Below are 20,805 nucleotides of genomic sequence, written 5' to 3' on the forward strand. Positions count from 1 at the left end.
CTCCATTCCTATTATCTATAGTTTGTTCTGCTTAACTCATCTTGAATAGGTACCTTCGCAGCCGAATGATTTGAATAATTATATCTAATTACATGGATTCTCCTCGTGTGCAGCGAGCGGTGTTCTTCAAATATTTGTACCGCAGACGCTCCTATGTTTGGCTTTTATGTTTTCTCTTTTTGATCCAGATCTTGGATGGGATCTCCGTCCAAAAGGTTTTGCCTTCTTACAAACTTAGTTTGCCGATCATTCTGTCTGCCCTTGCTTGGTCTGTGGTGGCTTTTTATCTTGTCTGCTTCCTGCCATGGCGATGGCTCAGGCGAACGGTGGCTGTGATATTGACTTTGGTCGCTTCCTTGTTTTTCGTGACTGATGTTTATCTGCTCGAGGTCTATCATATTCCTTACACCGATGCTACTGCAGCGCCGATGTTGGCTACCAATCCCGAAGAAGCATTGGGCTTTTTTAAGGGTATGGCAGAATATGCTGGAGTAATACTAAAAGCCTTACTGTCAATCATTTTTGTTTGGATTATCTGCTGGCTGCTCTCCTTCTATTGGGATCGAATAAAACAAATGCTATCGGCCTTTCATGCTCGTGTAAGTCGCTGTGTCTCTCGAAAAATAGTGGTACCCATAGTCTCTATTTGCCTTTTGGGGGGACTGATCCTTCATAGTACTTATACGTTGCAGGGGTATAAAAATAATTGGTCGAATTATAGTTCCATGAGCATGACGGAACGGGTTTTAGTCAGCTATCTTACAGCCCAAAAGGAAATCGAACTGTCAAATATGGATTACCATTTGGCACAGGCAGATCCGGCCAAGTTCATTCGCTCGGATTCCCTCCTTGTTCACAATATCGTAATTGTGACAGCTCCTCATATTTATCCTGCCCTTATGCATTGCTATGGCTACCCTGTGGATAATACCCCTCTTATAGACAAGATGTTGGCTCAGGGCAAATTGATACGTGTTGATAGCCTATACGCTCATCATTCATCCAATTTGGGATCTTTGTCAAGTATGCTTAGTTACGCCCATTTCAGCGATTCGTTGTCGTGGGACCTTTATCCTTCGCTATCGGGCGTGATGCAGATGGCCGGTTATGAAACCTATTGGCTTGACAATTTGAACACAGCTTCTCCGAGTCATGACGTTGCCCCTCAGCTGGCCAATGATTGTCAACACAAATATTGGGTTCATTTAAGAGGAGGAGAGGAATATTGGAGTGATGAGAATATTTATGACGAAAAAGCCTTGGAGCATTTGGCTGATCCATGCCCCAATGGCAAATCTCTCTTTCAAATAGTTTCCCTCAACGGAGGTACCCCCAGTATATGGAGTCGTACCCCCGAAGATTTCTTTGAATTTGAAGCTCCGGATGTGCCCATAGGAAAAGATTTGGATAGCCCGGGACAACAATTACTTGCTCATTACAGTAATCTGATCTTAAGTCAAGATTGGATTTTTAGCCGAATTATTGATCACTACCGAGATACCCCATCAATAGTACTATATGTAGGACAAGCCGGAGCTTTTGGGAAAAGCCATCCTTATAGCAACTATGATTTGTCAAAAGAGAAGGAGGGTTGGTTGCCTTTGCTTATCTATGTGAGTCCTGCAATGGAGGAGATCCGACCGGGCATAGGGGATGCTTTGAGAACGGCTTTTGCAGGGCGAATTTCGGCTGATTTTCTACCAGATCGACTGACCCCAATATTTGGCTTTGAGTACAAACGAGAATAATTTGTTATATGGTGACATGGTGATGAAAGCAAGCTCTCGGCAGGATTATTGGAAAGGAGTATGGCAGCGTATATTTTCTTCTTCCTCTATCAGTCTGTTGATTTTTATTTTGGCCATACAATTGCTCGATCTCTATCTTGTGCAGACGATCTCTATTCATACCGATACCTGGCCTCTTTATTGGACAACTATAGCCTTGCCATTGCTGGCTTTGGCTATTCTTATACCGGCTCTTATCCCTTTTCGCACCGTTCGCAGCTGGGTTGTAGGTTGTGAGGTCTTTCTCGTTTCATTGTTATTTATTTGGGAGTATTCTCTTTTGACAGAGAAAGGCACATCCGTGACCGATACAGTGATGATGCAGTTTCTATTTTCGCCAAGCGAAGGAGCTCGCAGAGAGCTGCTTCCCTGGGGGATTTCCATTGGACAAGGTTTTAGAGCTATTCTGTGGCTGCTTTTTTTTGCTGTCCTTGCTGCAGTTCATAGACCTTTGATACGTGTATGCAAGTATTTTATTACGACCTCGCGTTATTCCATGGCCAGACGAATAGGGACATTGGTCATCATCTTTTCTGCTTGTCTTTTCTTTGCTCCATATAGTTGCTCAAGAAGGGCTTACAGTGATTTTTATATCAACGATGATCAATTATCCATGCCAGAACGCTTTTTTGTAGCCACCAAGCAGGCAATGAATGAACGATTGAAGCTACAAGAGAGGATGGATCAGATGAATTCCATTTCTCTTGACCCCATTCGAATTCTTAAGGAGAGACCTCCACACAATGTGGTGCTGATTATCGGGGAGTCGTTGCGTAGCGTGGATATGCAGTGTTATGGTTATCCGTTGAAGACTACTCCTCGGCTGGATTCGATGGCCAAGGCAGGTCATTTGATCCTCTATGATGATGTCGTGACTTGTGCACCATCGACAGATGAATCCTTGAAGAGTGTACTCACCTACCATAATGCACTCGATACCATTTCACAGTGGTATGAATTCCCTTCCATACATCAAGTATTTAAGAGTGCGAATTACAAGACATATCATACCAGTACGCAGGAACGGGGAGGGGCTTATTTAGGTTATGTTACAGCTATCACAAATATAGCTGACAGTACTGCATATACGACGTTGGATACTTATGGTATTTGGAGATGGGGTAGTGTTGATTCGGACAAAAGGTATGATGAAGACATTTTACCTCTTCTCGTTGATTATAGAGATTTTGGATCTCCTTTGTTTACAACGGTGCAACTGTTTGGTAGTCACGAGTATTATAAAGATCGTTACCCGGAGCAGTATGAACACTTCACAGCCGATAGTATTATCGAGACTCAACTCAATGATCATCAAAAAATCATGTCTGCTTACTACCTGAACAGTATCCTCTACAACGATTATGTGGTAGATCAAATTTTCAGGCGATATGCCGATACCAGCAGTATTGTAATCTACTTTTCAGATCATGGGCAAGTCCGCTATGATGCGCCTGGCTATGAAAATTCGTATGGGCATGGTGCAACGGAGAATGCTATGCGTATCCCTTTTATGGTTTATATGAGTCCTCAGTTCATAGAAGAAAATCCTGATATCTATGAGGCGGTACTATCGGCTCGTCATCGACCTTTTATGACGGATATGCTCACTCCTTCATTGGTTGCTCTGATGGGGATTACTAACCGCTTCAGCAATCCTGCTTTCGAGCTTTGGGGAGAGTCTTTCGACGCTACGCGCCCCAGAGAGTTCCATGGTTGGAGAACGGATTTAATATTTACCTCCAAGTATTGAGAAGGTTCTTTTGCGTGGCAGATTTTAGCTGACTTTCTACTCAATCGATCAATTATGATCCCCTGTCTTTGAGTATAGACTGGGATAAATTTGGTAGAGAAGTTTTATTTGAGTTTGCTGACAATGAGTATAGACCATCCCTCCTTGCCTGTTCGGTGGTCTATTGGGGTAAGACCCAGGGAGACAGCTCGTTCTTTGAGCGGTTGTATATCTTCAGCATAGAAACCGCTCATTAGCAGTTTGCCTCCTCTTTTCAGGCACTGTGTGTATTGAGGCATATCCTCCAGCAATACATTGCGCATAATATTGGCTACGATAAGGTCATAGGTTTCGACACAGGGGAGTTGGCTTGCATCTGCGACTAGGGATGTTATGTTGTCTATTTTGTTGAGTCGTGCGTTTTCTCTTGTGTTTTCGATAGCCCAGTTGTCTATATCTATGGCTGTGACGGTTTTGGCCCCTCTGAGGGAAGCAATGATACTGAGAATGCCGGTGCCACAACCCATGTCCAATACTTGCAAGTTGAGGAGATCCAAAAAGAAAAGAGTGTCTGCCACCAATGCTGTGGTCTGGTGGTTACCCGTTCCAAAAGCCATTTTGGGAGAGATGAGGATATCGAAATCCACTGTTTTATCCTCTGGATGAAAAGGCGCACGTATACGGCAAAACTCATTTATCCTCACCGGTTGGAAGTACTTGCTTTCCCATTCGTGATTCCAATCAATGTCGGGCTGTTCTTCTGCCTCATAGTCGATCTCTAAGCCTGGCAGAGGGAAGTTGGAGACAGCCTCTTTTATGTCGATTTGTTTCGATAGCTCGGTAGGTATGTAGGCATACAGTCCATTGGGTTGGTATTCAAAGGACTCAAATCCGTATTCGGCAAGGCTTTGGCTCAGCAAGTCGCTTACCGTCTCGCAGTCCAACTCTTCGGGTCTGCGGATATAGTTGATTTTATAGCAGTGATACAGCATAGTATAGTTGGGTGTGGTTTAAGCCTCTCGGCGTGCATCGAGACTGAGGAAGATAAAGAGCAGTATGGAGAAACCCCAAAGCGACGAGCCTCCGTAGCTGAAGAATGGGAGGGGGATGCCTATTACTGGTACAATGCCAAGCACCATGCCCACATTCACTATCAAGTGAAACAGAAAAATACTGCCTACGCAGTAGCCATAGACTCGAGCAAAGACAGTTGTCTGTCGCTCCGATAGGTATAGAATTCTCAATATCAGAGCTGCAAAGGCTATCAGTACGAGACTGGCTCCTACGAATCCTTTCTCTTCTCCGATTGTGCAGAAAATAAAGTCGGTAGCCTGCTCGGGTACATACTTAAGTTTGGTTTGTGTACCCTTCAGGAAGCCTTTGCCGGTAAGTCCTCCCGAACCAATGGCTATCTTGGATTGCTCCACATTGTAGCCACTCCCTCTGGGGTCATCTTCTACTCCGAGGGCTACTTTTATGCGTGTTTGCTGGTGAGGTTGCATCACTTCGTCGAATACATAATCGACCGAGTGAAAGAATCCTAAGCATCCGATGCTGAAGAGCATGATGAAGAAGTATCCTATGCGCAGGTGTGTCCACGCTCGGTAAATGAGCCAGATACTCAGGCCGGCAATTGCAACATAGTTGATAATGGCGAAATTGAATGGCATATTCAGCGCAAGAGCAATCCCCCCTACATACAGTAGCACAATAGTTCCTACTGTAATACTCCAGAAGTATTGGCCGGGTTTGCGCACATAGATGAGGATACTGACCATGGTCGCCAGCATGATAAGGAAAGAGACGACCCATACATCGGCTGGGGTATGCCCCCAAAAGTAGCTGTCACTGAGCTTAATTGCCGCAACAAATATGACAACAGCCGATGTGGCCAGACCTAAGAAAACACCATTGAATCCCTCCCGATATAGAGCCAGAAAAAGAGCAAAGAAGACCAGTGCTGATCCCGTTTCGTTTTGCAAGATGATCAGAAGGATAGGCAGCATCACGATTGTAAATATCCACGTGTAGCCTTTGATGCTACTCAGCTTAAACTCATGCATGGCCAAAACGGAGGCCAAAGCCATGGAGGTCGTTATCTTGGCAAATTCGGCAGGCTGTAGGCGTAGAGGCCCTAAGACAAGCCATGAGTGAGAGCCTTTTATGTCCGGAGCAATCACGATGGTTACTGCTAGTAGCAACAGCATCCCGACATAGAGATAAGGAGCTAATACCTCATAAGTATTGCTGTCTATGGTTAGTAATACTCCATTGATGCAGATGGCCGTGGCAATCCAGATCAACTGCATTACCGGGCGGCTACCCATGGAAAATAGAGCAGAGGTATCGAAGTCGTAAGTAGCACCACAGATAGAGAACCAGCCAGCGACGACTAATGCCAGATAGAGCAGGATCGTCGGTCGGTCCAACAGTTTCAATATGGTGTTGTTGCTCGGTTTCATTGCTGGGAGCCTATCAGAGGTTTCACCTGCGAGGTTGTGACCTGTTTCATCCGGCTGGTATCGCTCTTGAGAGTTGGGTGCCTATACACGTCGTCGTGATAGAATATCTTCGTTTGCTTGATGTTGGAGGCCGTTGCCATAGCCCCGGGGCTTAACTCTCCTTTGAGATAATACTCCATGATGAGCCGCCCGATAGGAACTCCGAATGTGGCCCCGAAACCTCCATTCTCCACATACACAGCCACTGCAATGCGAGGCGACTCTTTCGGTGCAAAACCGATGAAAGCCGAGTGGTCTTTCCCATGAGGGTTTTCGGCTGTTCCGGTCTTGCCACAGACAGTGATTTCACCCGGAGCAAAGTTAGCCCCCCTACACGTACCACCCAAGACCGCCATTGCCATTCCTTCGGCTATTTTCTCCCATATATCGGCGGATATGCCGGTATCTCTCCTCCGGGAATACAGCGTGTCGGCGGGAGATTGCCCTACAAGCTTTACGATATGCGGTTTGTAGTAGTGCCCCCTGTTGGCAACGATGCTCGCTAAGTTGGCCAATTGTACTGGGGTGGCCAGAATTTCCCCTTGCCCAATAGCTATGGAGATGATAGAGCTGCTATTCCATTTACCCTTGTACACTTTGTCATACACTTTGCTGTTCGGTATATAGCCTCTTCGTTCGCTTGGCAGATCGACATCGAGTTTATAGCCAAAGCCCATCCTTACGATGTAGTCTTTCCATTTCTCAAAGGCTTGTTGTACTGTGGGGTAGTACTGCCTGTTGTCCAGCATGAAGCGTAATCCCCAGCAGAAATAGGCATTGCAGGAGGTTGCCAATGCCGGCACCAGAGGTAATGGCGATCCGTGACCATGACAGGCCGGTCTGTTGTGCAGTGGAGGAAAGCCATGGTAGCAGCTTAGTAGAGAGGATGAAGACAAGACCCCCTCTTGCAGGAAGATAGCTCCTTGAGAAGTTTTGAAAGTAGACCCCGGTGGATAGGTCCCCATAATAGCTCTCGCATATAGAGGTTTCCCCGGTGTTTGCTCCAGTATTCGATGATTATTGCCACGCTCTTTCCCTGCTAGCAAGGCCGGATCGTAAGACGGAGCACTTACCATACAGAGGATCTCTCCCGTTGCAGGCTCTATGGCTACGATAGCTCCTCTCTTGCCCTGCATCAGCTCTTCTCCAAGAGCTTGCAAGTCTTTGTCTATACTTAGAGTGATGTCTTGCCCTGGCACCGGAGCTTTGTCGAATTGTCCGTTTTGGTAGCGTCCTTTGATTCGTCCTCTGGCATCTCGAAGGAGGATATTTACTCCCTTTTCTCCTCTGAGAATATGCTCGTAACTCTTCTCTACACCGGTTTTGCCCACATAGTCTCCTGCTACCAGAGAGCTGTCCTGCTCCAAGTCTTTCGGGTTGGCTTCGGCCAAGCTCCCCAATAGATGGGCTGCGTGGTGGTACTCATACTCTCGCAGGGTACGAGAGCGGATGTAGAAGCCGGGGTATTTGTACAACTTCTCCTGAAAGCGACCAGCCTCGGGTGCTTCTATCTGAGAAATCAGTACTTGTGGAACAAAAGGTGAATAGCCTGGGTTGAGTTTTCTATTCTTGACATCGACCAAGCGTTTGACAAGTATATCAGGTTCAACCTTCAGAGTGTGGCACAAATCAAGCGTATCCAGGTTCTCTACCTCACGAATCGTTACCATCAGGTCATAGGTCGGTTTGTTGTATACGAGCAAATCACCGTCCCTATCGTATATCACCCCTCTGGCTGGGTAAATTGGTTTCTGGTAGAATGCATTGCTGTCAGCTCGCTCCTTATAACTTGGGGTAAGTACTTGCAAATAAAACAACCGCCCCATATACAGCAATACGATGGCGATGGTTATCACTACGATGAGATAACGGCTGCTGTTAGGCTTGTGGACGGCCATCAATGGCGGTGATTAGCTTTTTGCCCCCCGAAGAGGAGGTGAAGAAGAAGAAGGAAAATATAGGTAGCCACCCAACTGGAGACTGTGCGTGTGACAAAGTGTAGTGGATCGAATAGAGACCATGCGTCCAATAGAAAGACCAGTAAGGTGTGTAACCCGGATAGGAGGAAGAGAAAGAGGTAAAACCGCCCACCCATCAATCGCAAACCCGGGCGGAGGTGTTTGAGCTCAATGTCGTCCGAGACAAAGAGAACTGCAATGTAGTTCCGCAGAAAAGCTGTGGCCGTAAGAGCTGCTGTGTGCAGGCCTGGAGAATTACCAAGAATATCCACCAGCATACCACAGAAAAATCCGTAGAGCAGAGTGGTAAGAGGGGATGCCCGGTGAGGTATCATCAGTAAGATGTACACATAGACCAGAGGTGTGGCAAAGCCGAAAAGAGAGACCGGACTGAACAGCCAGACTTGGCACAAGGCCAGCAGCACTGCCGATAGAATGCAGCTTAGGTGTTGTTTAGCGTCCATAGGTCGGCAAAGAGTCTTGTAGGCGTTGTATCTCCGGGGAGGGTTGCTCCGTGAAGACATATACAAAGGAGAGACGAGAGAAATCAGTTGCCAGTCTCACCGGGACGGAAGAGAAATTGGTGTGCGAAGAAATATCTATCTGTTGCTCCGGAGTGGTTTGTATGCTTTTGTGATCCAACTCCTCATTTTCTATTGTGCCAACAATCAAGTTTGGTAGATAGGTGAACGAATAGCCACTGGTAACCACGGTATCTCCCACCTTTACGGTGGCATGTCTGGGTAGGTCGGAAAGTCTGGCATGAGTGATGTCGGAGGGATTGTCCCAACTGAGCGAGCCTACGAAGTCTCGCCCCTTGATCCTACAGCTTAACCTTAGCTTAGAATTGATCAGAGGAACCACCAAAGCGCAACTCTCAGATACGGCTGCAACGGTACCCACAACACCTGTTGCGCTCATCACACTCATATCCTTGGCTATGCCGTCTCTTGTACCTTTATCTATGGAGAGGTAATTGTCCGTTTTGCGATTCGATGCTCGGATCACTCTGGCAGTGACATAATTCGGCATGCTATATCTTATTCCGGAGTCGAGAGCGAAAACCACGGGGCGAACGGTGTCGGCAGCTGCCCTTTGTATATCCCGCTCCAGCATGTAATAGCGAGCTTCCAGAGATGCAATCTCTTGCAGCAAAGATTTGTTTTGCTCCTTTAGCCGGACATACTCGCCCACCGAGCTGATTGTCGCATTGACCCGACCCAACAGCCGATTGGTTGCCACCAAGGCAATACTACGGTGGTACAGACTGTCGTTGAACAGCACTGTCAAGGCTACAATCTCCAGCACCAAGAAAACCAGCCAATGCTTGTAGCGGGCAAAGAAAGCAAACAGCCTACTCATTCGATCTCCCGGGCTATAGCTCTATTTACTGGAGGAAAGCACAGACAAAACGGCCAAAAGGGCTCTACTTGATGAGGAACTTGAACGTGTCAATATTGTTTACGGCAATACCTGTCCCTTTGGCCACAGCCAATAGTGGATCTTCTGCCACCTTGAAGCTGATAGCAAAGCGAGAGGTCAGACGTTCTGATATACCTCTAAGCAGCGCACCTCCACCCGTCAGGTAGACTCCGTTCTTTACGATGTCGGCATAGAGAGCAGGGGGGGTTTCTTCGAGAGTTTTCAGGATGGCCGCTTCTATCTTCTGTACTGATTTTTCCAGGCAGTGTGCGATCTCCTGATGAGTGACCTTGATCTGCTTAGGCAGGGTGTCCATCAGGTCTGCCCCCCAAATGGCGTATTCCTCGGGTGGATTTTCCAGATCTTGCAATACGGAGCCTACATTGATCTTGATTTGCTCTGCCATGCGTTCACCCACCTTCACGTTGTGGGTGCTGCGCATATGGTCTATGATATCCTGTGTAAATACGTCACCGGCAATTCTGATAGACTGATCTTTTACGATACCTCCGAGAGAGATCACTGCAATCTCTGTAGTACCCCCCCCTATATCTACAATCATGTTGCCTTCCGGTGCCAATACATCTATACCGATACCTACAGCAGCAGCCATAGGCTCATGGATCATAAATACCTCACGGCTGCCGGCATGTTCGCTGGAGTCCCTCACTGCTCGTATCTCTACTTCCGTACTCCCGGAAGGGATACATACCACTGTGCGAAGCGAGGGAGAGAACCATGAACGCTTTTTGCTGATCATTCTGATCATCCCACGTATCATCTGCTCTGCTGCATTGAAGTCTGCTATCACCCCATCACGCAAAGGACGCACCGTGCGTATATTGGCATTGCCTTTTTCGTACATTTCATTGGCGATCTTCCCCACAGCCATTACTTGGTTGGTACTGGAGTCGAAAGATACTACCGAAGGTTCGTCGAGCACGACCTTTCCATCTTTGATTATGATTGTATTGGCTGTTCCCAGGTCGATAGCCAACGATTGTCTGAAATTGAATAGACCCATGATTTTGATAAAGCTACTTTGTGAGCTGTCTTGCGGAAGCCTGCCAGAGAAACTGCCGATATGCCGGGCTCATCCTCTGTTTCAAGGCTTGTGTTTATTACTTAGTGTTTGAAGTGTCTCAGGCCGGTGAATACCATCGCTACTCCCAATTCATTGGCTTTGTCTATGCTCAGTTGATCCTTTACGGAGCCTCCTGGTTGGACGATAGCAGATATACCAGCTTTTGCTGCAATCTCTACGCAGTCGGGGAAAGGGAAGAAAGCATCGCTGGACATGACCGCACCCTGCAGGTCAAAGCCGAAGCTCCGAGCTTTCTCTATGGCCTGACACAGAGCATCAACTCTGGAGGTCTGTCCTACTCCCGAGGCCAAAAGGCGGCTGTCTTTCACCAGACTGATTGCGTTGCTTTTGCTGTGTTTTACCACTTTGGCAGCAAAGACAAGGTCCACCAACTCATCTTCCGAAGGAGACTGGCTGGTCACGGTTTGCATCTGTTCCGTTGTCTCGCTGACGCTGTCTCGCTCCTGTACGAGCATACCGCCCAGCATTGATCGCAATTGCCATTCGGGTTGTGTATGGCTTTTGCGAGAGAGAATGATACGGTTGGATTTGCGAGTCAGGTGAGTCAGTGCCTCTGTCTCATAGTCCGGAGCTACGATCAGCTCGAAGAATAGTTTGTCTATTTCTTTGGCCGTTTCTTCGTCGATTGGGCTGTTGCATACCAGTATACCTCCGAAGGCGGATACCGGATCGGCTGCCAAAGCTGCTTGCCAGGCTTCGGACACAGTTTCTCTGGAGGCTATCCCACAAGCGTTGCCATGCTTGAGTATGGCGAAAGTCGGAGCTGTAAACTCGTCTATCAGCCCCAAGCCGGCCTCGAGATCTTGCAGGTTGTTGTAGGAGAGATCCTTGCCCTGTATCTTGTCGAATACGGTGTCGAGATCTCCGTAGAACATCCCTCTCTGGTGAGGATTTTCTCCATAGCGGAGCATCCGTTGCGTGTCCTCTGCAATTCGCAAGTGAGAGAGCCGTCCCTCATCGAAATAGCCAAATATGGCAGCGTCATAGGCCGAGCTTACAGCAAAGGCTTCCTTGGCAAACCAACGACGTTCGGCCTCATTGCTCTTTCCGTGCTTGTCCTCAAGCAGGGAGCGAAGGGCGGGATACTGATCCTTGGAAGCAACGATGATCACATCCTTGTAGTTCTTTGCTGCTGCTCGTATCAGGGAGATACCGCCTATATCTATCTTTTCGATAATATCTTCAGCAGAAGCTCCGGAAGCCACCGTATCGACAAAGGGATAGAGATCTACGATTACCAAATCTATCAGTGGAAGTTTGTGGCTGGCTACATCGGCCTGATGTCCGACATCATCTCTGACGGCCAGGATTCCACCGAAGATTTTCGGATGCAGAGTTTTTACTCGTCCGTCCAGCATTTCGGGATACTCGGTGAGTTGCTCCACAGCTGTGCAAGGATAACCCTGAGAGCGGATATATGCTTCTGTTCCTCCTGTGGATACGAGTTCTACTCCTGCTTGGTGCAGCATTTTCAATATCTCATCCAGCCCATCCTTGTGATAGACCGATACAAGTGCTCGTTTGATTTCTTTTTCCATTCGCCTTTGCTTCTGTGCTGAGTCCACATTATACAACTCACAAAGATAGTCTTTTTGGGTATGCAAGCTTTGCCTTTTTCTCTCCAACAGATTGCTAACTTGCTTTCTGTTATTTTTCGAGATTATTCCACAGGGTTTCCCTCCTGCAATACTTTCTTTACCTCGCTTTGGCATACAAAAATCCCCTCTCGAAGATGTTTGTACAAACTTCCTTCGAGAGGGGGTACACTTGGTTGTTAAGGTCTTGTCAGATCGTCTCGGTGGAGTAGGCCGGAGTGTTTACATCGCCTGTGTTACCCTCTTCTTGCAGGGAGTCAGAGAAGATAGACAGACCCAAGCCGGGCAGGTAGGGTTGGAGCAAGAGTAGTTTCTTCTGTCCTTCCTCATTTTTCAGCATTTCTGCCAGTTCGGGTACCCTCCCAATTCCTATAAAGCGACGGACGTAGTACGGCTGTGTATTGTATTTCTGCACAATGATCCCTCTGGAGCAGCTGCTGTGCATCATGGTAATGTCGTCTCCATCCACTTCCACAATCATAGCCACATGCCCTACGCGAGGGCTGCGAGCATTTCTTCCCTTGAAGAAAATAAGGTCTCCCGGCTGTGGCTTATCGGTAGATTCAGTGTAAGCGTGCTGATCTCGGGAGGTTCGTGGGAGTTGGATATTGAATTGAGAGAAGATATGACAGACAAAGCCCGAGCAGTCCATCGGGAATTTGGAGGGACCTTTATATCGGTAGGGTTTGCCCAAGAACTTCTTCCCTTCCTTGATGATTTGAGAGACCAAAGTGGATACGGAGAGGTGTTGTTCCTCCTTCTGAGGAATGACGGATGTCGTCTTTTTCGTGTTCTTTGGAGGGGGAGTGTTGCTTGCGAAAGATTTTGCCACAAGCAGTACGGACAGACCTATGCAAAAAGCATAAATCAAAGCCCGTGCGGATAATCGTGTACTACTCATTCTTTTTCCGATACTGTCTGCTCTGCCCTCTCTTGAGGCCACTGTGAGAGACGGTTTTACTGCTATTGGTTCGGGACAAAAGTAGAAAAAAGTTTCGGAAGTATGTGACCATGTTCTTGATACTTAATACTTAGAATGTGTGGAGTATTAGGTAGATATGCTCCTCGCTGTCCCCTAACTGGCCTTTCGTTTACGGGGATTGTTGTACTTGCAATTGAGAATTATGTGTGGAGGGCTCAAAAAGCATTTGTTTCCCTTCACTAAACCTGGTGTGTTTTGTAAAATTTCGACCATATCAAAAGTCGGGAAAACGGAGAGAAAAGAGCTTGTTGTCTGCGAAAGAGTCAGACCCTTTTTATAGGCTTGGGATGAGCCTCCCAGAATGCTCTATTCATCGGCCTTCTGAAAGGGTCGAAATTCTCTCCTGAGAAAAATTTTGCTAACACAGGAGAGAGCGTTTTTTTTCTCAGGAGAGAATTTTTGCTCTCTCCCGTGTTAGTAAAAAATGCCTCCCCTTGACATCAAAAATGAGAGAGAAAAACCCACTAAAAAGCCTCCAATCAGGGCATAAAAATGCAACCGAATAAGAAATGGAATAATATATAAATAAACAAAGGTTTATTGATGATGATGACTGGGCCTCCTGAATGAGAGTATCGGGAATTGAGTGAAACTTGTGTAACGACTCTCTTTCTTAAAAATTCTTACCTTACACAGTTCAATAATTAGGAGTACAAACGCAAATCAAAATGGCCAATTATGTAGAAGTGTATGTGAGCAAAATGCCACTAAACTGCGAGGTTAAAGTGCAGGCAGCTTTGCCGGAAATGTGCTCAGATATTTCTCCTGATGGGGAATTCCTCAAACGAAAGTTCTGGTTTGACAGAGAGAAGAATCCGCAAAAAGAAGACTATTAGTTGCTTTAAGAAGTGTGACTTATCTTCTTTCTTGATTCAACTTTGTCTCCATATTTCGGTCGCAAGAGAGTAGGATTTTTGAGTTCTATTATTACATCAAAACAAGCAGAAAGAATGAAGTCAATATGTTTATTAGCACTTATCGTCCTTATTGGAGCTGGGTGTAATGGAAGAAGACAGCAGAGCAAACTATCTAATGATAAAACTGCCATGACAAGGGTTTTTGATATTCGTGCGTTCAATAGGAATAAGAATGACTCTAACGAATACTGTTTTAGGCAGAATGACAGTGTAATGGTGAGACAGCAAGAGACAGCAGAATCATTTTATGAGTTTATATCCAAAGAGGGGTCTGAATTCGAAGAGGTTTACGAATATTACAAAACAGGCCATTTGAAACTGTCCTTTCTGTATTTCCGATACGATTTCATGACTGGCGTATACAGAGAATACGACAAGCAAGGAAAACTAATCAGGGAGGAGGATTTGGATAAGGATTTCATTTTTTCGTGGGAAAATATAAAGCAGTATTTGGTGGCACACGGTGTTAAATCCATGAAAAATCAAGTGATAGGCATCAATAGAACTAGTGATGACAATCCCACATGGAGGTTAGAATTCGAGGGAAGCTATAAGGAATACAACAAAGGCCTATTCATCATTACTCTGGATGGAACTACAGGCGAGGAAATCGAAGTGAAGCGATTAAAGGGAAAAAACGCTTTGGGAGAAATGGGGACAACTGCCAACTATGAAATTATATACTCGAGAAAAGAGGAATAAGAATGTGGGATGTCTTTCCCTTTTTCCTTATCAGGACAATTAAAGTAATGGTCTCCGATAGGCATGATAGGACAAAAATGATTTTTCAGTATACATCGTTATCATTTTAGGAGAGCAAAAATATCTCCAGTGAGCGTTTTACCAGTATAGTAGTGGTATTTCCCCTCACTGGAGATATTTTTTGCACCTCCTTCCAAAGAAGCCTTTATTCCTTTACGAAAGAGCTATTTGTAGAGCTTCCCTCCGCTGTTACAAACATCATCAGATACCGCCCTGCTGGCAGAGAAGATACATCCAGCGAGTGAGTGTAACCTCCTTGTGACAACAACCGTCCATCCATTGCAAAGAGATAGAAGTGAGAATAGTTCCCTTTTATGTGGAGCAGGTCTGTTGTAATAGTAGGGTAGACGGTTATCTCGTTGTCCGAGCTCGGTATCTCTACCCCCGAATCGAGGGTTGCCAATAGCTTTACCAAAGCGGATGAACCACCACGAGTTTGAAGTAGCAGAGCTGCTGCACGATCCGTTTTCTCCTTGGCCTTGAATACGGTCTGTATCTCAGCACCTTCGGCCGGTATAGATGTTTTATCCACCGCAAAATACCGGGCTGCCTGTCGAGGTTCGACACTCACCGAGATCGGATTGCGAGGATTTTCGACTGTAACCGAGACGGATTGGGGAGCTGTCTTGATGTCGGGGATGAATTGGAACAGAAGAAGATCTTTGTCTGTCTTGATGGTTGTATGGTCGGTACGGCCGAATGTGACATCGTCGATCATGAAAGCAAGGGTAGCTGCATTTCCTGCTTCTGGGCTGTGTAGGCTGAAACCGAGGTAGAACAGGTCCTCCACTTGTATACTATTGTCTTGAGATAAGTCGATAAAATAGTCGTACCAGGAGTCTCTGTCAAGATCTTTCACCAGCAGGTGTTTGGTGATGTCTAAGTACTGAGCAGTTAGCTTACTGGACTGCTTTGTGATAATGTACATTCCGAACTTTTCCTCAAGATTTTTGGGAGGGAGAGAAAAGCGAAGACGGAATGTAAGAATTTTCGACTTGGCTTTCTGGAAAGAGATGGCAGGCGAAATGAGCCATGATTCGTGTTCTTGCTCAATAATTTCTCCAAGGCGGTAGAAACTGATTTGAGCACAACGCTCTTCGGTTTCGCCGGAGGTAAAATTTTTCTGATCCCAACCCCAGAAAGGTCGATTGCCTTTAAAAATAAGGCTTTGCCAGCCACTGAGATTGAATGGACGGGTATGGCGCAGACTCTCAAATTTTTCTGACAAGAGCTCCACAGGTTGTTCTTCGTTGGGCTGTAGCATACAGTTTTCTATTTTGTCGAATACAGTACGCAAAGCCTTGTCCCCCTCAATCACTTCTATTCGGTTGAGTAGACTCTTCTCTTCTGATGTATTCCGAATGCGAAAGCGAGTAGGTCTGTTGGTGGCAGGGACAAATGCTTCGCCTTGTTGCTCTATTTTCTGCCAGTGTCCTCCTCCGTCGAGGCTTATTTCCAATTCATAGACAGAAGAAGAGTGGGGTTGTAGCCGAATCGAAGCAATTCCATTTACAAAAGTCTCATCGCATTCCAGTAGACCATTGGGATCCAATTCTATTGTATTGGCTGCTTTCCAGCGACCATCGAGACGGTAGTAAGAACGGTCGAAAAGGTGGTAGTTCTTCCACGCTTCCCCTACAAATCGAGGGTCAAGCTTTTTGTCGGTCTCAAAAGTTTCTATCCATGTATCTCCCCAGGCAAGGCATTCGGCTGATAGCTCGTAGCGGACAGTGTCCATCATGGCTGTCGAGAGATGCAAGTTGGCTGTGTATTTGCCAGGTTTTTGGGGGGCAAAAGACAGTTTGACACTGTTGTTGAGCACTTTCCCTTGCTTTTCACTATAGAAGAATTGTGCAGAGTTTAGACGGAATGGCCCCCCTTCTGCTTGTTCTATAGCCAGATTTACTGAGGCTATTTCTCCACTTATATCAAAGGAAAGTTCTTTGGCATCCGATTGTCCGGGAAAAGCCCTAAAGGGGGGTATGGAGGCCATACTCTTGAGTTTGACCTGAGGAGGATTGTTCGGCTCGATGGCATAGAGCTGAATGTTCAATCGAGCGATAGGGTCTACATTCGGGTATTGTATAGAAGTTTTCCCCAGAGGGTAGGCTCCCTTTTTTTCGGGTGTGATTGTATATGAGATCTCGTTTATGCTATTCCCTTGGGGAAGTTTAGGCAAAGAGAGGCTCATTTCACCATTGGGGTAGTCGACATAAGCTTCGTGTGTAGACAATAGCCCCATCCCCTGCACAAGCATCTTGCCGGTGCTGGGTTGACCTACTTTAGCTTCTACAGTGGCCACTTCGGGTAAGATGGAGATGAACTGACGGTCTCGATCCAATGGTATAAGTCGAAGCAGGCTGAAGTCGTCGAACTCAGTCTCCGTGTGAGCATTTGTTTCTACTCGAAAGACAAAGCGAGCAGCCCCCTCTGGAGCAATCGTACGAAAACGAATGGTTCCCCATGCTTTGTGTTTGTCAAACCAATTGCCTGGGGCATTGATGAAGGCATCTTCGCCCGAAGAGAGTTGCTTCCCCTCCTTGTCAAGCCAGTGGCAGGCCAGACGAAATGCTCCAGCCGGATTTCTCGGAGCTTGCGAACGGTAATGAATAAGTCCCTCGAGCATATCTCCGGGGTTTACCTGTTTGTCTGTTCGGTTTAGATCTATCGATTGACTGATATAACCGGTTTTGCCGTCTCCTGTATTGATCCCTACGGAGAAGCCTGTGCTGGCATTGAAACCTCCTTCTATTTTCCTTGATTTGCCGGAAGTTTCCCAATGACGGGGTTTGCCGGTCTCATCGAATTCGTAGAAGAATTGATCTTCCAGTAGCTCCAAACTCTCTTCTCCTGGGTTTGCCTCTGCCCGTATTTGTGAGAGTTGCGCCGAGGCTTGGCTTCCCAGACTAAAGAGCAGGGGTAAAGCCAGTGATGTAAATAATTTCTTCAGATTCATGTGTTTCTATTCCTATATGCTTTGAGCAAAACGCCGGATCGACGTAGACCATGATGTCTTTGCCCTCGTTTCTATTCCTATATGCTTTGAGCAAAACTTATCCTCCATTGAGAGTCTTTGCAATGGTCTCATTGGAGGTTGTGAGTAAAAACAAAAAGCCCCTCACTGCGCAAGATACAAATCTTGGGTAGTGAAGGGTGAATGTTGGAGAGTTTTTGTCCTTTGGATTTTGAATTGAGAGGAGATTAAGAACGCTCTTCTTTGGCTTGTTGCCAAATGGTTTCCATTTCTTCGAGAGATAGAGAAGCCACGTCTCTCTGTTGAGACTTTGCAAATTCTTCTATTCGATTGAATCGGCGGATAAATTTGGCATTGGTTCGCTCCAGTGCATTGTCCGGATTGATCTTGTACAACCTTGCCGCATTGATAACCGCAAAGAGCAAGTCTCCGAATTCTTCTTCCAAAAGGGATGAGTCTCCCTGCTTGATAGCTTCTTGTACTTCGTGATATTCCTCCTGTACTTTCTGCCATACATCCTCTTTGTGCTCCCAATCGAACCCCACGCCACGAGCTTTGTCCTGAATACGGTAGGCTTTGATGAGAGCGGGTAGAGAGCGAGGTACTCCTCCCAATACAGTCTTGTTGCCTCCTTTTTCTTTTAGTTTAAGCTGTTCCCAATTGTTGGCAACCTCCTCTGCCGAATGGACTTCGGTGGAGGCGTAGATATGAGGGTGGCGATAGATGAGCTTATCACACAGAGAATTGGCGACATCTGCGATATCGTACAAGCCTTTTTCTTCTCCAATCTTGGCATAGAATACAATATGGAGGAGCACATCGCCGAGCTCCTTACGAAGCTCGGCGGGGTTATCTTGTATGATGGCATCGGCCAGCTCATATACCTCCTCTATAGTGTTTTGCCGGAGGCTTTCGTTAGTCTGTTTCCTATCCCATGGACATTGCTCCCGGAGCGTATCCATGACATCGAGCAGCCTCCCGAAAGCCTCCAGCTTTTGTTCTCTGGTGTGCATAAGTACGGAGTCTTTATTTCCGTTTCTTAAACTCTTTGAGACCGGTGCGCAGGAAGTCGATGTAGGCCGGTATGTCCTCATCGTATCCACGGGAGAGGTTAAGTGGCATACCTTTGGCGTCCAGTGGAACATAGAAAGGCTGTGAAGTAGCTCCGAACTTGGTTCTTTGCAGATAGCTCCACTTGTCACCAATGGTCCTCAGTTTCACGGTTTTGCCATTTTCCTCTACACTGATTGTCTCTGGTAGCGGGGTTTTGTCGTCTACCATGAGGGTGATCAATACATATTCGTCTTCCAGCAGGCCTTTCACTTCCGGATCGATCCACACGGCATTCTCCATTTTGCGGCAGTTCACACAGCCAAATCCGGAGAAGTCTACCAATACCGGCATCCCTTGCTTGGCTGCATAGGCCATACCACTCTCATAGTCATCGAATTTAGCATGCACTTCTCCCGAGTAAAGGTTGAAGTCTTGTGTTTTCAGAGGAGGTGCAAATGCCGAGATTGCTTTGAGTGGAGCACCCCACAAGCCGGGTACCATATATACGGCAAAAGCGAACGAGATTGTAGCTAAGAAATAGCGAGTTACACTCACAAACTTCATATCACTGTCGTGCGGGAACTTGATCTTACCCATCAGGTAGAAGCCCAAAGCAGCAAAGATCACGATCCAGAGGGAAACGAATACTTCTCTGTCGAGTATATGCCAGCCATAAGCCAAGTCGGCAACGGAGAGGAACTTCAGGGACAATGCCAACTCAAGGAAAGCGAGTACAACTTTTACAGAGTTGAGCCATCCACCGCTTTTGGGCATGCTCTGCAGCCAGTTGGGGAATATAGCGAAAAGGGTAAATGGTAAAGCCAAAGACAAGGCGAAACCAAGCAGACCGACAGCCGGACCTACGATAGAACCCATAGCAGTTACCTGCACCAGCAAAGTGCCGATGATGGGGCCTGTACAGGAGAAAGATACCAGCGTGAGGGTAAAGGCCATGAAGAAGATACTGAGCAGACCAGTTGTTTTGTCGGCTTTAGCATCAAGTTTGTTAGTCCATTTGGATGGCAATACCAGCTCGAAAGCACCGAAGAAAGAAATAGCGAAGAATACCAGCAGTAAGAAGAAAATGATATTGAATACGGCATTGGTAGCCATGCTATTGAGTACACTCGCATCGAAGATCAGTGTAACCACAATACCCAGCAGCAGGTAGATACATACGATAGAGAGACCGTAGGTGATAGCATCCTTGATCGCTTTGCTGCGTGTTTTGCTTCGCTTGAGGAAGAAGCTCACTGTCATCGGGATCATCGGCCAAACGCAAGGAGTTACCAATGCCACGAACCCATAGAGAAATCCGGAGAGGAAGATAAACCAAAGAGAAGAGTCTGCCTGATTGAGCGTCGCGTCTCCATAGGCTTTCAACTCTGCAACGACAGGTTTCCAGAGATCACTGTCAGTAACAGCATTGCTCATCGCTGTTGATACTGAGTCTTGAGCTGTTGTGTCGGCAGCTGCAGTGGTAACTTCTTCTTCAGGCTCTGCAGGAGTTTCCGCGACAACCGGAGCTGAGGCTACAGAAGCAGAGGAGAGTAGCTTGTGGTCTAATTTGAATTCTTCGGAAGTGGGAGGGTTACATGCATCCTTGGTGCAAGCCTGTGCCCTTATATAGCCTTCTGCCAAAAACTTGGCTGGGTCGGTCACTTGTATCTTTTGCTTGAAACTAACAGTCCCTTCGTAGTAGGTAACCTGCATGTCGAAGTCTTTGTCGAACTCTTCGTGCGGTTTTCTGGATGGCTGTGGTTTGCCCACGAGCTTGGCTCCATTGAGCTTTTCGTAAACAATTTCCAGAGAGTTGGGGCCATTTTCTTTTTGGTTGAAGCCAAAGATATGCCAACCGGGGTTGATTGTCGCAGTGAAAACAATGGTTTTCTCAGCCGAAGGGGCATCCACCAGTTTGATGTCCCACTTGTACTCCTGAGCCATCAAGGCCGATGTACACATGACTGCTACCAGGGTAGTGATTGCAGCCACGATCTTACGTGCAAATCTCATAGGGAAT

General features: G+C 46.6%; 15 protein-coding genes. 4 read left to right on the forward strand and 11 right to left on the reverse strand.

Annotation, left to right across the window (positions count from 1 at the left end; translation table 11 throughout):
* Window positions 1–92: 92 nt before the first annotated feature.
* Complete coding sequence (locus DQN70_RS04765; protein WP_023940166.1) at window positions 93–1,748, forward strand: sulfatase-like hydrolase/transferase; 1,656 nt, start codon at window positions 93–95, stop codon at window positions 1,746–1,748.
* A gap of 22 nt (window positions 1,749–1,770) precedes the next feature.
* Window positions 1,771–3,537, forward strand: coding sequence for a phosphoethanolamine transferase (locus DQN70_RS04770; RefSeq protein ID WP_023940167.1), 1,767 nt, complete (start codon window positions 1,771–1,773; stop codon window positions 3,535–3,537).
* A gap of 104 nt (window positions 3,538–3,641) precedes the next feature.
* Here the strand turns inward: DQN70_RS04770 and prmA are convergent, their stop codons facing one another.
* The 8 genes from prmA to DQN70_RS04810 form a co-directional block, all read right to left on the reverse strand.
* Complete coding sequence (prmA, locus tag DQN70_RS04775) at window positions 3,642–4,508, reverse strand: 50S ribosomal protein L11 methyltransferase (RefSeq protein WP_023938559.1); 867 nt, start codon at window positions 4,506–4,508, stop codon at window positions 3,642–3,644.
* Window positions 4,509–4,526: 18 nt separating this feature from the next.
* Complete coding sequence (rodA, locus tag DQN70_RS04780) at window positions 4,527–5,978, reverse strand: rod shape-determining protein RodA (protein WP_023940170.1); 1,452 nt, start codon at window positions 5,976–5,978, stop codon at window positions 4,527–4,529.
* On the reverse strand, window positions 5,975–7,915 hold the full coding sequence (locus DQN70_RS04785; RefSeq protein WP_023938085.1) for a penicillin-binding transpeptidase domain-containing protein: 1,941 nt from the start codon (window positions 7,913–7,915) through the stop codon (window positions 5,975–5,977). Before DQN70_RS04785 ends, rodA begins: the two co-directional genes overlap by 4 nt.
* Window positions 7,915–8,439, reverse strand: coding sequence for a rod shape-determining protein MreD (locus DQN70_RS04790; protein WP_042225868.1), 525 nt, complete (start codon window positions 8,437–8,439; stop codon window positions 7,915–7,917). The genes DQN70_RS04785 and DQN70_RS04790 overlap by 1 nt, the downstream gene beginning before the upstream one ends.
* The gene (mreC, locus tag DQN70_RS04795; protein WP_023940172.1) at window positions 8,429–9,337 is read right to left on the reverse strand and encodes a rod shape-determining protein MreC; all 909 of its coding nucleotides are present in this window, start codon (window positions 9,335–9,337) and stop codon (window positions 8,429–8,431) included. Before mreC ends, DQN70_RS04790 begins: the two co-directional genes overlap by 11 nt.
* A gap of 64 nt (window positions 9,338–9,401) precedes the next feature.
* Entirely contained in the window at window positions 9,402–10,421 is a 1,020-nt protein-coding gene (gene mreB, locus DQN70_RS04800) for a rod shape-determining protein (RefSeq protein ID WP_023938088.1), read from the reverse strand.
* Window positions 10,422–10,522: 101 nt separating this feature from the next.
* The gene (gene purH, locus DQN70_RS04805; RefSeq protein WP_042225876.1) at window positions 10,523–12,040 is read right to left on the reverse strand and encodes a bifunctional phosphoribosylaminoimidazolecarboxamide formyltransferase/IMP cyclohydrolase; all 1,518 of its coding nucleotides are present in this window, start codon (window positions 12,038–12,040) and stop codon (window positions 10,523–10,525) included.
* Window positions 12,041–12,287: 247 nt separating this feature from the next.
* Complete coding sequence (locus tag DQN70_RS04810; RefSeq protein WP_052115644.1) at window positions 12,288–12,998, reverse strand: C40 family peptidase; 711 nt, start codon at window positions 12,996–12,998, stop codon at window positions 12,288–12,290.
* Window positions 12,999–13,747: 749 nt separating this feature from the next.
* Between DQN70_RS04810 and DQN70_RS09505 the strand changes: the two genes are divergently transcribed.
* Both DQN70_RS09505 and DQN70_RS04815 read left to right on the forward strand, forming a co-directional pair.
* On the forward strand, window positions 13,748–13,915 hold the full coding sequence (locus DQN70_RS09505) for a hypothetical protein (protein ID WP_023938095.1): 168 nt from the start codon (window positions 13,748–13,750) through the stop codon (window positions 13,913–13,915).
* A gap of 114 nt (window positions 13,916–14,029) precedes the next feature.
* Window positions 14,030–14,698: a hypothetical protein gene (locus DQN70_RS04815; RefSeq protein ID WP_023938097.1), complete on the forward strand. Its 669-nt coding sequence runs from the start codon at window positions 14,030–14,032 to the stop codon at window positions 14,696–14,698.
* A gap of 205 nt (window positions 14,699–14,903) precedes the next feature.
* Here DQN70_RS04815 and DQN70_RS04820 read toward each other — a convergent pair whose 3' ends face one another.
* The 3 genes from DQN70_RS04820 to DQN70_RS04830 form a co-directional block, all read right to left on the reverse strand.
* Complete coding sequence (locus DQN70_RS04820) at window positions 14,904–17,714, reverse strand: choice-of-anchor J domain-containing protein (RefSeq protein ID WP_023940178.1); 2,811 nt, start codon at window positions 17,712–17,714, stop codon at window positions 14,904–14,906.
* A gap of 245 nt (window positions 17,715–17,959) precedes the next feature.
* Window positions 17,960–18,745 (reverse strand): nucleoside triphosphate pyrophosphohydrolase, encoded by a 786-nt coding sequence (gene mazG, locus DQN70_RS04825; protein WP_023938101.1) that lies wholly within the window; start codon window positions 18,743–18,745, stop codon window positions 17,960–17,962.
* A 13-nt stretch (window positions 18,746–18,758) separates the two neighbouring features.
* On the reverse strand, window positions 18,759–20,798 hold the full coding sequence (locus DQN70_RS04830) for a protein-disulfide reductase DsbD family protein (protein ID WP_023940181.1): 2,040 nt from the start codon (window positions 20,796–20,798) through the stop codon (window positions 18,759–18,761).
* Window positions 20,799–20,805: the final 7 nt, after the last annotated feature.

It is taken from the genome of Porphyromonas crevioricanis (assembly GCF_900476255.1).
GTDB lineage: Bacteria > Bacteroidota > Bacteroidia > Bacteroidales > Porphyromonadaceae > Porphyromonas > Porphyromonas crevioricanis.